This is a genomic window from Shewanella sp. Scap07 (genome assembly GCF_013394145.1).
Classification (GTDB): Bacteria; Pseudomonadota; Gammaproteobacteria; order Enterobacterales; family Shewanellaceae; genus Shewanella; species Shewanella waksmanii.
In genome coordinates this window covers 2039706-2052802 of sequence record NZ_CP041329.1, presented here as the reverse complement: position 1 = coordinate 2052802, position 13097 = coordinate 2039706, and the positions used below count along the sequence as shown (strand labels likewise).

Here is a 13097-nt window from a genome sequence, read left to right as displayed (position 1 = left end):
TTCTACATTTGGTAAGAGAGTCAATTAGCTATGGCGATACTTTTCTAACCTAGCAAGTAAACTAGATGTGTCATAGCGATTGCCACCAATGCCTTGCACTTCTGAATAAAATTGATCAACCAGTGCCGTTAACGGCAAGTGAGAGCCATTACGGCGGGCCTCTTCAAGGGCGATCCCCAAATCTTTACGCATCCAGTCAACTGCAAAACCTAAGTTATACTCGCCTTGCCACATCGTTTGGTAACGGTTTTCCATCTGCCAAGATTGTGCTGCGCCTTTACTGATCACCTCAACCACTTTTTCACCGTCTAACCCAGCACTGCGGGCAAAGTGCAGACCTTCTGACAGTCCTTGAACGACACCGGCGATGCAAATTTGGTTAACCATCTTAGTTAGCTGCCCTGCTCCCACATCACCTAAACGCTCAGCACATTTGGCGTAGGCTGGCATAATTTGTTGCGCTTGAGCAAATGCCGACTCGCTGCCGCCAATCATCACTGTCAATACGCCATTTTCAGCGCCAGCTTGACCACCAGATACAGGGGCGTCGATAAACTCAACGCCCTGCTCTTTAGCAATGGCAGCAAGTTCCCTAGCAACATCTGCCGATGCGGTAGTATGATCTATTATCAAACTTCCGGTGTGCATACCGGCAAGCGCGCCCTCTTCACCCAATACAACAGATCGCAAGTCATCGTCATTGCCCACACAAATACAGACAAAATCTTGCCCTTGAGCCGCTTGTTTTGGCGTGCTAAACGCTTGACCACCGTATTGTTCAGCCCAAGCTTGCGCCTTAGAAAACGTCCGGTTATAGACTGACACATCATGTCCCTGTTTCACTAGGTGGCCGGCCATTGGATAACCCATTACCCCTAACCCTAAAAATGCTACCTTAGCCATAAATTATCCTTTAAATTTCAATTTGATGAGATTAAGTGAATCTATCATATTCGGTAGGTCTGCAACAATGCACCAGCGAGAGTCTATGGCGATATTAGCCATAAAAAATGGGCCGAAGCCCATTGATGAGTTATAGCGTTAAATGCGCTTCCATTTCGGAGCCGATCCGTTTACGCATATCCATTAGCCGGATAGCTGACTCACGTAACTCTTTATCGGCATCAGTAACAGGCACCCATTCAGGTACCTCTGTGGGTTGACCTGAGTCATCAACCGCGACCATGATAACAATACAGTGAGTAGTAAGATGGCGTTCAGGATTTTTCGGATCGCCCGCTTTAACATCAATGCCCAAATGCATTGAAGAGCGGCCGGTATAAATCACTTTAGCGCTGACTTCTACAATGTTGCCTACATGAATGGGTTTTACAAAACGAATACCGCCTGCATAAGCGGTAATGCAATATTTACCGCTCCATGCTGCAGAACATGCATAGGCAGCTAAATCGATCCATTTCATGACCGCGCCACCATGGACTTTACCACCAAAGTTGACATCGGCAGGTTCTGCTAAAAAACGTAGGGTTATCTCTCTTTCTTTACCAGCCATTGTCTTCACTTGTTTAACTATTAATTGTGACTTTAGTGTACTGCATAATGATAGATACCCCTACCCAATCTGTATTGATTTAATCGATTAGCCTAAATAAGCCACCACACCGCAACCTAGCGCCATCACCGGCAACGCTAAGCGATACAACCAGACTTGCATACTGTCAGTTAAAAACCGCCCTAACTTAAATGCTGAATACGTTCCAAGTCCAGCCAGAAACAACATGAGCACTTCAACACCCGCAATGGTGTTGCTGTCGCCACCGGTATAAATAGCGGTAATAAGCAACATAAACCACACCGACGCAAAAGCGGCACTTGCCGAGGCAAAAGTCTTCATTCCTATAGTGCGTTTAAGTGTACTTTCCCCTCTAACGAGTTCATTTAAATTAGCGGCGATAGCGCCAATGAAAGGCATGATGGGTATAACTAGTGGATTTAGCATGATCGACTCCAAGATCAATAGGTAACGGCGAAAGTATCTCCCCATTCCACTAAATCAGCTACTGATTAATACCTCTATTAACAAAAGATCATCCAAGCGTCATCAGAGATTCATTCAGCTAACATTTGATTAGCTTTTGGCATAAAAAAAGCGCCTAAAGGCGCTTTTTTTAACGTAACTTAAGATTTGGTTTATTCAGCTTTTTTAAACAGCAATGAACCGTTTGTACCGCCAAAACCAAATGAATTACACAACGCATAGTCAAACTGATGCGCCCGTGCCGTGTGCGGCACGAAATCTAAGTCGCAGCCTTCATCTGGGTTGTCCAAATTCAATGTCGGAGGCACCATCTGATCTTTAAGTGCCAATAAGGTGATAATCGCTTCAACAGAACCGGCTGCACCTAATAAATGACCGGTCATTGATTTGGTTGAACTGACCAATAGATCATAAGCATGCTGCTCAAACACAGATTTAACTGCCGCAGCCTCAGCTTTATCACCTGCCGGTGTCGATGTGCCATGGGCATTAATGTAACCAATCGCTGTTTTTTCAATACCTGCGTCGTTGATTGCATTTTCCATTGCAGCAGCAGCGCCACTGCCGTCAGCTGGCGGCGAAGTCATATGGAAAGCATCGCCACTCATACCAAAGCCCACAAGCTCACCGTAAATGGTCGCTCCGCGCGCTTTGGCATGTTCATATTCTTCCATCACCATCACACCAGCGCCATCGCCTATCACAAAGCCGTCACGGTCTTTATCCCAAGGGCGACTCGCCTTAGTCGGGTCTTCATTACGTGTTGATAATGCTTTAGCTGAGCCGAAGCCACCTACGCCTAATGGGCAAGTCACATCTTCAGCGCCGCCGGCAACCATCACGTCAGCATCGCCATAGGCAATTGTACGGGCAGCAAAACCGATATTGTGTACGCCAGTTGTACATGCTGTAGTCACAGCGAAATTAGGCCCGGTCATGCCATACTTAATCGACAGATGACCAGCAATCATATTGATAATGGTACTGGGAACAAAGAAAGGTGACACTTTACGCGGTCCGCCTTTCATCAACGCGGTATGATTTTGCTCAATCAGCCACATGCCACCCATGCCTGCACCCACTGCGGTACCAACTCGAGCTGGATTTTCTTTAGTCATATCAAGACCAGCATCTTCAATTGCTTGAATACCTGCTGCCATACCATACTGAATAAAGAGATCCATTTTACGTGCGTCTTTTTTCGACAAATACTGCTCTACGTCAAAATCTTTGACTGAGCCGCTAAAACGCGTAGTAAATTCACTGGCATCAAATTTAGTAATTGGGGCAATACCACTCTGGCCAGCAAGAAGTGCTTTCCATGAACTTTCAACGGTATTGCCTACAGGAGTGACTAACCCAAGACCTGTTACGACGACACGACGTTTTGACACGCTTCCACCTTATCTATATCTAATACCAATCAGTAAAAGAAGTTTATCTACTCAGAGCATTTTTTACGGCTCTGATACTGCGTTAAAGAACTTGCTCAAAGAACAACGATGTTGTTCATTCCTTGCCTTACCTCAAAACCGCTAAACTCTCGCTGAGCAATCAAATCTTTATGCTAATTGGTATGATTATCACAACAATTAAAAAGGTCTGCTGAAATAACCTATATCAGCCTAATGAGCATCTATTCACATTAGTCGACACTTTTTCAAATTTCAAACAAAAACAGGCGGCATATAGCCGCCTGTTTTCTAGAATTCAGAATTACTGATTCTTTGAAACGTAATCGATCGCTGCTTGAACAGTAGTGATCTTTTCTGCTTCTTCATCAGGAATCTCGGTATCAAACTCTTCTTCTAGAGCCATTACCAACTCGACGGTGTCCAGAGAATCTGCACCCAAATCGTCTACGAAAGATGCCGCTGGCTTAACGTCTTCTTCGTTAACACCTAGTTGCTCTACAATGATTTTCTTTACACGTTCTTCGATGTTGCTCATTAGTTTTCTTTCCTATTCAAATTACGCACTTGCGTAAGATTGCGAGTAGTTTATTCAATTTGACTCACAATGCAAGCTTAAGTTTTGTGGTCTAACCACGAAGCTTAGGTTTACATTGCCACAAAAACGACTCAATTCAAGTAGTTACCTACCAGATACCCTAAACCATGTACATCCCGCCATTTACATGCAGAGTTTCCCCTGTGATGTAAGCAGCTGAATCCGAGGCTAAAAATAGTACAGCGTTAGCAATCTCTTGCGCCTGACCTAATCTTTCCATCGGAACTTGCGACATAATACCTTGTTGCTGCTCTTCAGTCAGCTCATCTGTCATGTCTGTCTGAATAAATCCAGGAGCAATAGCATTCACTGTTATTTGACGAGATGCAACCTCCTTTGCAAGAGATTTTGTAAATCCAATCAAACCAGCCTTGGCCGCACAATAGTTAGACTGCCCTGGATTACCCATGGAGCCTACCACTGAGCCGATATTAATGATCCGACCATTACGCTTTTTCATCATCGGACGCATGACTTGCTTAGACGTACGATACAAAGAAGTGAGGTTAGTATCAATGATATCTGTCCATTCATCTTCTTTCATACGCATCAGCAGGTTATCGCGCGTAATACCAGCATTGTTGACTAGAATATCAACATCGCCAGCTTTTTCTTTGATCGAGGCAAATAATTGTGCCACTGATTCGCTATCAGTGACATTTAATACCATTCCGTGACCTTTATCACCCAAATAGGCTTGGATAGACTCAGCGCCGCGCTCACTGGTGGCGGTTCCCACAACAACGGCACCAGCTGAAACGAGTGTTTCGGCAACAGCACGACCAATACCACGGCTTGCACCGGTAACCAATGCAACTTTTCCTGTGAGATCTAACGTGAAACTCATGACGGCTCCTTTATTCAACCAATGCAGCTACACTAGCTACATCATTAATCGCTTTGCCTTTAAGCGATCGATTAATTCGTTTGCTTAGCCCAGTAAGTACCTTACCAGGACCAATTTCATAGACGTTCACTACGCCCTGCTCGGCGATTTGACTAATAGTTTCAGACCATCTAACCGGGCAATATAGTTGACGCACAAGCGCATCTTTAATCGCTGCAACATCTTGATTGGTCGCCACGTCAACATTATTAATAATTTGCACTGCAGGTGTTTTAAACTCAATCTCACCTAGCGCCAGTGCCAACTTCTCTGCAGCGGGTTTCATTAGCTCACAATGCGATGGAACGCTAACAGGCAGCGCGACTGCCATTTTTGCACCGGCGGCTTTACAAGCATCAGCTGCGCGTTCCACTGCGGCTTTCTCACCCGCAATAACCACTTGGCCTGGACTATTGAAATTAACAGGGCTAACCACAGCGCCATTAGCCGCATCATCACAGGCTTTCTGGATGGCTTCATTATCTAAACCTATAATGGCGTACATCGCACCAGTTCCAGCAGGTACTGCTTGCTGCATTAACTGGCCGCGTAACTCCACCAACTTAACCGCATCAACAAAATCAATCACACCGCCACAAACAAGTGCAGAGTACTCACCTAAGCTGTGCCCGGCTAATACATCTGGTTTAGCGACACCAGCCGTTTCTAACGCGCGCCATATAGCAACGCTGGCTGTTAATAATGCTGGCTGTGTTTTGTCGGTTTCATTTAAACGCTCAACAGGCCCTTCTTGGACAAGTGCCCAAAGATCATAACCAAGTGCTTCACTCGCCTGTGCGAACGTTTGTGCGACAACTTCATGCTCCGCCGCCAAATCAGCAAGCATACCCAAAGCTTGAGAGCCTTGGCCAGGAAATACATATGCCACTTTTTCCATTACGATACCTTTATATACTGTGTTCTATTTTGTTTTAAACAAGCTTAAAAACGTACTAAGGCACTGCCCCACGCAAAACCAGCACCAAATGCTTCTAATAACAACAGCTGACCACGTTGAATACGCCCATCTCTGACCGCTTCATCTAATGCAATGGGTACTGAAGCTGCTGAAGTATTACCATGTTTTGCCAATGTCAGTACAACTTTATCTAAGCTCATGTCCAATTTTTTTGCTGTCGCTTTGATAATACGGAAATTTGCCTGATGAGGCACTAACCAATCAATCTCTGACTTATCAATTTGATTAATGCGCAAAGTTTCAGTGACAACATGGGATAATTGCGTTACCGCAACTTTGAAAACATCATTGCCTTTCATAGTCATGTAGCCAACAGCTTCTGATGATTCCCCCGCGCGTGGTGGGAAAGAACACTTCAGTAGATCGCCTTGGCTGCCATCAGCATAGATGTGAGTTGAAATAATACCAGGCTCTGTGGTGGCCCCTACAACCGCAGCACCGGCACCATCTCCAAATAAGATAATGGTCGAGCGGTCTTCTGGTTCACAAAGACGAGACAATACATCAGCGCCAATCACCAATACGTTTTTAGCAGCGCCGGTTTTAACAAACTGGTCTGCAACGCTTAGCGCATAAACAAACCCTGAGCAAGCAGCGGCAATATCAAAGGCGGGAATGGTTTTCACACCCAACATTGCCTGGATTTCACAGGCTGCGGCTGGAAATGCATTGCTCGCACTAGTGGTGCCACAAACAATCATGTCGATATCTTGTGGCGTTAAGCCTGCCATTTCTAACGCGTTAAGTGCTGCTTGATAGCCCATGGTGGCAACAGTTTCATTGTCTGCTGCAATACGGCGCTCTGAAATACCAGTTCGTTCAACAATCCATTGGTCACTGGTTTCGACCATTTGTTCTAAATCTTGATTGCTACGCACTTGCGCTGGCAAATAACTGCCAGTACCGAGAATTTTTGTATGCATAAGGAGATATCAGCTATTAATGTCTAAAAGAATCGACTCGAGACGTTGTTCAATCATCTGCGGAAGCCGACGTTGCGCTTCGGTCACTGCTAAACTAATTGCTTGTATAAAAGCAGCTTCATCGGCGCTTCCATGACTTTTTACTACAATTCCGCGCAATCCTATCAGACTTGCACCATTATAGTGGTCGGGGTTCATCTGATTTAAAACACTATTTATACGTGGCGCAATGAGTTTGGCCATCAGGCGTACAAAAAAGCCTTGGGTGAGTCCGTGTTTTAATTGATGGACCAAAAGCTTAGCAATGCCTTCAGAAGTCTTAAGGGTAATATTACCGACAAAACCGTCACACACTATGACATCGACTTTACCTGAGTAAATGTCATCGCCTTCGATAAAACCTTGGTAATTAATTTGCGGGGTACTTTGTAGCAATTGCCCAGCTTGCTGCACTTGGTCATTGCCTTTGATCTCTTCAATGCCAACGTTCAGCAACGCCACTTGAGGTTGGCTATTATTGTCAACGGCTTCGCTCAACACTGAGCCCATAACTGCAAACTGGAATAACGTCTCGCTGCAACAGGACACATTTGCGCCCAAATCTAACAAATAAACCGGTTTACCGTTAACTGACGGTAAGCAACTCACCAAGGCAGGCCTATCGATACCTGACAGAGTTTTAAGCAACACTTTTGATATCGCCATCAAGGCACCGGTATTGCCCGCGCTAACGCAAGCCTGTGCCCGTCCATCACGCACCAACTCAATTGCGATACGCATAGAGCTTTGTTTGCGATTACGCAATGCATGTACTGGGCGATCTGACATTGAGACCACTTCGGTGGTGTGGATCAATTCGATTCGTTGACGGATGTCGTCTTCAGCACCACTTAGCAGTGGACTGATTTGGTCTTGATGACCTACAAGAATAACTTTTAGGAAAGGATATAAGCGAAGTGCCTGCAAGGTTGCAGGCACTGTGATGTGAGGGCCATGATCGCCCCCCATCGCATCTAACGCAAGCGTCAGATCAGTCATTAAGAAATCAACAAATTACTTGTTGATAACCTTTTGACCACGGTAGAAACCGTCCGCAGTCACGTTGTGACGACGGTGTAGTTCACCACTCGTTGCATCCACAGATAGTTGAGCAGTGCTCAATGCATCGTGTGAACGGCGCATACCGCGCTTTGAACGAGATTTTTTATTCTGTTGTACAGCCATTTGACCTGTCTCCTAGATTACTTGCTCTTCAGTTTTTCTAACACTGCAAACGGATTTGGACGCTCCTCTTGAGCGGGTTCAATCTCGCCTACGACTATATCTTGATCACCTTTGCTGCAATTTTCATCAGCATGCATTGGGATCAAAGGCATAGCGACTATCAATTCATCTTCAATCAATTGATGCAGACGAACTTCACCTATCTCATTGCACTCAATAGGGTCATACGCATCCGGGAGCTCATCGATTTCTGCCTCAGTCCCGCAAGGGCTAAAACAAAAGTCGACCGTAACCTCCGTGGTAAATAGCGTCATGCAGCGTTGACAATTCAGAGTGAGCTCCGTCACAGCCTTCCCTTTCAGGTAGACTATCCCCTGTATATCTACACCACATTCAAGCGACACTGCCACTTCGGAACAGTCGCCGGCACATAACTCATTTAATCGTTTCAGCTGCGTACCAGGAATCAAGCCTTCATAAGAAGCCTTGCTCGCTGCCGCGCGTGTTGGATCAATTGAAACCGGTATCTTTACTGTTTGCATAAGGCGCGCATATTATAGTTTGAATTACTCAGAGTCAAAGGAAAATTTATCCCTATCAATGATCGAGTTAACGATTCCTTTAAAACTGACCCTGACATCAAAAATTAGTCGGAGCAAAATTCTACCCAAGCGCACCAAGATACTCAAGCCCCAAAGCCGCTAAATAAGTACGATTCGGTTAAAATTTCGCTATATAAAGCACAGATAGTCAGCAGTTAATCAACTACGGAGATTTCCAGCCTATCAACAAGTTTAGCTAAGCTGTTATTTTTGTCATCATCGAGACTGCCAATATCGAATAATTAGTGGCAATATTAGCCTCAAACTTTCTGACACTGATATTAAACAGGCTCATTTCATGGCTGCATCAATCATTTTGGCTTCAACCTCACCTTTCAGAAAAGCATTGCTAGAAAAGTTACAGATAAGCTTTGACACTTTCGCGCCAGAGGTTGATGAATCACCGCTATCAGGAGAAAGCGCTGAGCAGTTAGTGGCCAGGTTGGCCCACGCTAAAGCGCAAGCTGCAAATGGCCACTTTAATAGCGGTTTGGTTATAGGCTCAGACCAAGTCGCGGTAATTGATGGTCAAATCATCGGCAAGCCGCATACTGAGGCCAATGCATGCAAACAACTGCAAGCGGCCTCAGGCAAACATGTCACCTTTTATACCGGCCTGTCCCTATACAATCTTGCCACCCAACAGAGCCAAACGCTTGTAGAGCCTTTCGATGTGCACTTTAGAACGTTAAGTGACCAACAGATTGCTGCTTACGTTCGTAAAGAGCAGCCTCTGTATTGTGCTGGCAGTTTTAAGTGCGAAGGACTAGGCATTGCATTGTTTGAACGTTTAGAGGGCAAGGACCCAAATACCCTAATTGGTCTGCCTTTGATCAGTTTGATATCGCTATTGGCAAACGAAGGCGTTGATATTCTCATCCAATAAGCCAAGCAGATTTAAGCCACGCAAGTGCTGACTATGGTCTAAAATTAAGCTAACAATAATCGCTGCATTACTACCACTAGATTGACCATCTGGTTTCAATATTTTGTTTATGTGCAGCTTTTTTTAATAGCAGGGTTATGACCGATACAGAAGAAGCGCTGGCATTGTTAGCCGCGCCATGTACAGACGAACGATTTTTCCAACGCGCGCTTAAAGCACTGGCTCTGGTGACTCAATGTCGCTGGGCTGCGTTTGGACGTCCAGCACAAACGCCGGGAAAAGCAGAAGTCATTGCCTTTTGCGATTTAAAGCAAGCGGTACCTGGTTTTCAGTTTGATCTTAAAGGCTCACCCTGCGAAACCATCTACCAGTTACGCTACCCCGATACCCATATTTTGTATCACAGCAACCTACAACAACACTTTCCTGATTTTCAGCTCATTAAAGATTTAGGTGCGCAGAGCTATCAGGCTGAGCTGATATTAGACGACGATGGTAAACCATTAGGCCACATATTAGTCATGGACCCGTTGCCACAAACACCGTCTGTAAAGTCGAATGAATTTTTTAGATTATTAGCCCAACGAATTGGTGTTGAGTACAAGCGGCTCCTTATGAGGCAGCAACTCAACATGCACCAAGAGATCATTGCCACTACTCAACACTTAATGTCATTTGTAAGCGACAGTTTTGAGTATCAAATCATATCTCAGGGGTATGAAACACTATTTGGGCTGCCACGCGAGAAGATTATCGGACAGCACGTCGCTGACATTCATGGCAAGGAGATATTTGAAACGCGGCTAAGGCCACTGCTAGAGCGTAGCCTAAATGGCGAGACGGTGAATACCGAAACCGTCATTCAGCCGCCAAACTTAAATCACCCTATTTACTTAAACGTATTGCATACGCCCTTTTTAAATGAGCAAGGTAAAGCCACTGGTGTCATCATCTCCGCCCACAACATTACCAAGCTCAATCAATTGCAAAAGCAAACAGAGTATTTAGCCTATCATGACAGTTTAACCGGGTTACCTAACCGGCTGTCGCTATTTAATCACCTTAGCCAGTTGCTCCCCATCTCATCCCCGCAGCGAGTCGCTGTGATCTACTTAGATTTGGATGAGTTTAAGTTGGTTAACGACCAACATGGCCACCATGGGGGCGATCAGATCCTCAGCCAAGTGGGCCGCATTATAGCAGAGCAACTGCAGCAGCATGATTTTGCCGCCCGAATTGGTGGCGATGAGTTCGTGATTGTTAAACATTTTGAGTCGCACATGGATACTGATGAGATGTTAAAGCATCAATTGGCGCAATTGGTCAGTGTGATGCAACAATTGCAGCTGGGCGATCAATCTCTACCGATAAATGCGAGTTGGGGAATACATTGGGTGAACGAAAATGAAAACGACGTATCAACACTGCTAAGCAATGCCGATACGCGTATGTATCAAAACAAGCGAGCTAAAGTTCTGTAATAGCAACAACGGCCAAGCTCAGCATTAATAACAGTATGATTAAGCGGCGAGAATAACATCCAACAATTGCATAGGCGCATCCACAATCGCCTTGGGTGCAACTGTAGCTAACTTATCGCGACTATGGGCACCGTAACTTACCCCAATAGCATCTATGCCAGCACTGTGTGCCATGTTCATATCATGCACAGAGTCACCAATCATTACTGCGCGCGCTGCCGGTACGTCAAGCTGAAGTAATAATAGCTGTAACATTTGCGGATGGGGCTTACTTTTTGCTTCATCAGCGCAGCGACTAGCAACAAAATGCTGTCCAAGTCCGGTAGCACTTAACACTCTATCTAGGCCCGCACGCGCTTTTCCTGTGGCAACGGCCAACTGATGATCGGCCGCCTTGAGTTGCAGCAACACCTGTTCAGCACCGGAGAAAAGTGGGCTAGGCATTTTATTTAGTGACAAATATTGCTGGCGATAAACATCAACCATCTGCTGGCGCAGTTCATTGTCAGCATGAGGATGTAACACGTTTAACGCTTCTTGCATCGATAAGCCAATAATATCTCGCACAGCCTGCTCACTGGGCTCAATGACGTCTAACGTGCGGGCAGTTTGCTGCATGCAGGCAACAATTTTACCAACCGAATCCATTAAGGTGCCATCCCAGTCAAAAATCACTAAATCATACTGCTTCATAGGGCGACCAACTTAGTCAATAGTTGCTGCAACGGCTTATCCATGGGCGCTTTAACCTGCATCACCTCTTCGGTCACCGGGTGGGTGAAACGAAGTTGTGCAGCATGTAAAAATAATCGATTTAAACCTAGTGCACGCATACTGTCATCAAACTTTTGCTCGCTGTACTTTTCATCGCAAGCGATAGGATGACCAGCATATTGACAGTGAACACGAATCTGGTGCGTTCTTCCCGTGACAGGGCTAGCTTGAACCAAGGTAGCACCTTGATATCGTTGTTGGATTTTAAAGCGCGTTTCTGAAGGTTTACCTTCTTGGTTGACCCGCACGATGCGCTCACCAGATTTCAACGTTAATTTAAGTAGCGGCGCATTAATCATTTTGACGTGTTTTTGCCAATCACCGCGCACGAGTGCCAGGTAATCTTTTTGCATCTTTTTATAACGCAGCTGGTCATGAAGATGTTTTAGGGCGCTGCGCTTTTTGGCAATCAGTAGTACGCCAGAGGTTTCTTTGTCTAAGCGATGCACAAGTTCAAGGAACTTTTGCTGCGGACGTAGCGAGCGCATCGCTTCAATCACACCAAAATCAACACCACTACCGCCGTGAACGGCGATGCCAGACGGCTTATTCAGTACAATAATCGCCTTATCTTCAAATATGATGCGTTCTTCTAACTGAGCCACTTTGGTCAACTTGGCATTAGGCGCTGGTTTATCATCACCTTTAGAGACTCGCACAGGCGGAATACGGACGATGTCACCGTCTTGCAATTTATACTCTGGTTTGATGCGCTTTTTATTAACTCTGACCTCACCCTTACGAATGATCCGGTAGATCATGCTTTTGGGCACACCTTTGAGTTTAGTTAATAAAAAATTATCGATGCGTTGTTCAACATGGTCTTCATCAATAGTAACCAGTTGCACTTTAAGGTTGGATTGTTCGTTATTCATGCTACGCCTTGCCTTTTGCTAGACGCGCATTGTACATCAACAATAACTTTTGTGCCTTTCCATTTGCTGATTTTATAGATTATTGCTATATTTCCACGGCAGTTGGGGATAATGAGTGAATAAAGTGTTCACAAACCCACAACTCAAAGGCGAAAAAACGGAGACTAAAAGTCTTTTTATTATGTCGCAAATGATTGATTTGCAGGTCGTTATTTAATATAAAACCGAAAAAACGAGTTTTAACGGCTAAACAAAATAAAAAGCCACATAGAGTGTGGTTTCTCCGTCAATGCCTCCCAAAAATTCGAAGATTAATTTTAACTAGTCGTCAGACAAACACTTTCGATTTTTGGCATTACTGGAACGTACATTAGAATTTATGGGGTTGGTTGACGTTTTACAACGAATTCCTTGTTTTTATAAACTTTAAAAATTAAGCCATAAATAGGATGCGACAC

General features: G+C 45.0%; 15 protein-coding genes. 2 read left to right on the top strand and 13 right to left on the bottom strand.

Going from position 1 to position 13097, the window contains the following annotated elements:
• Positions 1–24 precede the first annotated feature (24 nt).
• The 11 genes from FLM48_RS08955 to yceD form a co-directional block, all read right to left on the bottom strand.
• Entirely contained in the window at positions 25–903 is an 879-nt protein-coding gene (locus FLM48_RS08955) for an NAD(P)-dependent oxidoreductase (RefSeq protein WP_179024402.1), read from the bottom strand.
• A gap of 130 nt (positions 904–1033) precedes the next feature.
• Positions 1034–1513, bottom strand: coding sequence for an acyl-CoA thioesterase (locus FLM48_RS08950; protein WP_028772988.1), 480 nt, complete (start codon positions 1511–1513; stop codon positions 1034–1036).
• A gap of 87 nt (positions 1514–1600) precedes the next feature.
• The gene (locus FLM48_RS08945; RefSeq protein ID WP_028772989.1) at positions 1601–1960 is read right to left on the bottom strand and encodes a hypothetical protein; all 360 of its coding nucleotides are present in this window, start codon (positions 1958–1960) and stop codon (positions 1601–1603) included.
• Positions 1961–2151: 191 nt separating this feature from the next.
• Complete coding sequence (fabF, locus tag FLM48_RS08940; RefSeq protein WP_028772990.1) at positions 2152–3393, bottom strand: beta-ketoacyl-ACP synthase II; 1242 nt, start codon at positions 3391–3393, stop codon at positions 2152–2154.
• A 322-nt stretch (positions 3394–3715) separates the two neighbouring features.
• Positions 3716–3949 carry an acyl carrier protein gene (gene acpP, locus FLM48_RS08935; protein ID WP_028772991.1) on the bottom strand — a complete coding sequence of 78 codons (234 nt, stop codon included), beginning with the start codon at positions 3947–3949 and terminating at the stop codon, positions 3716–3718.
• 160 nt (positions 3950–4109) lie between these two features.
• The gene (gene fabG / locus FLM48_RS08930) at positions 4110–4856 is read right to left on the bottom strand and encodes a 3-oxoacyl-ACP reductase FabG (protein WP_028772992.1); all 747 of its coding nucleotides are present in this window, start codon (positions 4854–4856) and stop codon (positions 4110–4112) included.
• Between the two features lie 10 nt (positions 4857–4866).
• A complete protein-coding gene (gene fabD / locus FLM48_RS08925) occupies positions 4867–5793 on the bottom strand; it encodes an ACP S-malonyltransferase (RefSeq protein WP_179024401.1) in 927 nt (308 codons plus the stop codon).
• 44 nt (positions 5794–5837) lie between these two features.
• Positions 5838–6797 carry a beta-ketoacyl-ACP synthase III gene (locus FLM48_RS08920; RefSeq protein WP_028772994.1) on the bottom strand — a complete coding sequence of 320 codons (960 nt, stop codon included), beginning with the start codon at positions 6795–6797 and terminating at the stop codon, positions 5838–5840.
• A gap of 9 nt (positions 6798–6806) precedes the next feature.
• Positions 6807–7835, bottom strand: coding sequence for a phosphate acyltransferase PlsX (gene plsX / locus FLM48_RS08915; RefSeq protein ID WP_179024400.1), 1029 nt, complete (start codon positions 7833–7835; stop codon positions 6807–6809).
• 15 nt (positions 7836–7850) lie between these two features.
• A complete protein-coding gene (rpmF, locus tag FLM48_RS08910) occupies positions 7851–8021 on the bottom strand; it encodes a 50S ribosomal protein L32 (RefSeq protein ID WP_012155726.1) in 171 nt (56 codons plus the stop codon).
• Between the two features lie 17 nt (positions 8022–8038).
• Entirely contained in the window at positions 8039–8563 is a 525-nt protein-coding gene (gene yceD / locus FLM48_RS08905; protein WP_037470916.1) for a 23S rRNA accumulation protein YceD, read from the bottom strand.
• Positions 8564–8921: 358 nt separating this feature from the next.
• Here yceD and FLM48_RS08900 point away from each other — a divergent pair, with 358 nt between their 5' ends.
• Together FLM48_RS08900 and FLM48_RS08895 are read left to right on the top strand one after the other, a co-directional pair.
• Complete coding sequence (locus FLM48_RS08900; protein ID WP_179024399.1) at positions 8922–9509, top strand: nucleoside triphosphate pyrophosphatase; 588 nt, start codon at positions 8922–8924, stop codon at positions 9507–9509.
• 137 nt (positions 9510–9646) lie between these two features.
• Positions 9647–10990 (top strand): sensor domain-containing diguanylate cyclase, encoded by a 1344-nt coding sequence (locus FLM48_RS08895; protein ID WP_179024398.1) that lies wholly within the window; start codon positions 9647–9649, stop codon positions 10988–10990.
• Between the two features lie 39 nt (positions 10991–11029).
• Here the strand turns inward: FLM48_RS08895 and FLM48_RS08890 are convergent, their stop codons facing one another.
• Both FLM48_RS08890 and rluC read right to left on the bottom strand, forming a co-directional pair.
• Positions 11030–11683 (bottom strand): HAD-IA family hydrolase, encoded by a 654-nt coding sequence (locus FLM48_RS08890; protein ID WP_179024397.1) that lies wholly within the window; start codon positions 11681–11683, stop codon positions 11030–11032.
• Complete coding sequence (rluC, locus tag FLM48_RS08885) at positions 11680–12639, bottom strand: 23S rRNA pseudouridine(955/2504/2580) synthase RluC (RefSeq protein ID WP_179024396.1); 960 nt, start codon at positions 12637–12639, stop codon at positions 11680–11682. Before rluC ends, FLM48_RS08890 begins: the two co-directional genes overlap by 4 nt.
• Between the last annotated feature and the right edge of the window lie 458 nt (positions 12640–13097).

What these genes read in the sequence shown, in the direction of transcription:
- plsX (WP_179024400.1), bottom strand. Translation starts at nt 7,835, where the DNA reads ATGACTGATCTGACGCTTGCGTTAGATGCGATGGGGGGCGATCATGGC.
- acpP (WP_028772991.1), bottom strand. Translation starts at nt 3,949, where the DNA reads ATGAGCAACATCGAAGAACGTGTAAAGAAAATCATTGTAGAGCAACTA.
- fabD (WP_179024401.1), bottom strand. Translation starts at nt 5,793, where the DNA reads ATGGAAAAAGTGGCATATGTATTTCCTGGCCAAGGCTCTCAAGCTTTG.
- FLM48_RS08955 (WP_179024402.1), bottom strand. Translation starts at nt 903, where the DNA reads ATGGCTAAGGTAGCATTTTTAGGGTTAGGGGTAATGGGTTATCCAATG.
- FLM48_RS08945 (WP_028772989.1), bottom strand. Translation starts at nt 1,960, where the DNA reads ATGCTAAATCCACTAGTTATACCCATCATGCCTTTCATTGGCGCTATC.
- FLM48_RS08950 (WP_028772988.1), bottom strand. Translation starts at nt 1,513, where the DNA reads ATGGCTGGTAAAGAAAGAGAGATAACCCTACGTTTTTTAGCAGAACCT.
- rluC (WP_179024396.1), bottom strand. Translation starts at nt 12,639, where the DNA reads ATGAATAACGAACAATCCAACCTTAAAGTGCAACTGGTTACTATTGAT.
- yceD (WP_037470916.1), bottom strand. Translation starts at nt 8,563, where the DNA reads ATGCAAACAGTAAAGATACCGGTTTCAATTGATCCAACACGCGCGGCA.
- FLM48_RS08895 (WP_179024398.1), top strand. Translation starts at nt 9,647, where the DNA reads ATGACCGATACAGAAGAAGCGCTGGCATTGTTAGCCGCGCCATGTACA.
- FLM48_RS08900 (WP_179024399.1), top strand. Translation starts at nt 8,922, where the DNA reads ATGGCTGCATCAATCATTTTGGCTTCAACCTCACCTTTCAGAAAAGCA.
- FLM48_RS08890 (WP_179024397.1), bottom strand. Translation starts at nt 11,683, where the DNA reads ATGAAGCAGTATGATTTAGTGATTTTTGACTGGGATGGCACCTTAATG.
- fabG (WP_028772992.1), bottom strand. Translation starts at nt 4,856, where the DNA reads ATGAGTTTCACGTTAGATCTCACAGGAAAAGTTGCATTGGTTACCGGT.
- rpmF (WP_012155726.1), bottom strand. Translation starts at nt 8,021, where the DNA reads ATGGCTGTACAACAGAATAAAAAATCTCGTTCAAAGCGCGGTATGCGC.
- FLM48_RS08920 (WP_028772994.1), bottom strand. Translation starts at nt 6,797, where the DNA reads ATGCATACAAAAATTCTCGGTACTGGCAGTTATTTGCCAGCGCAAGTG.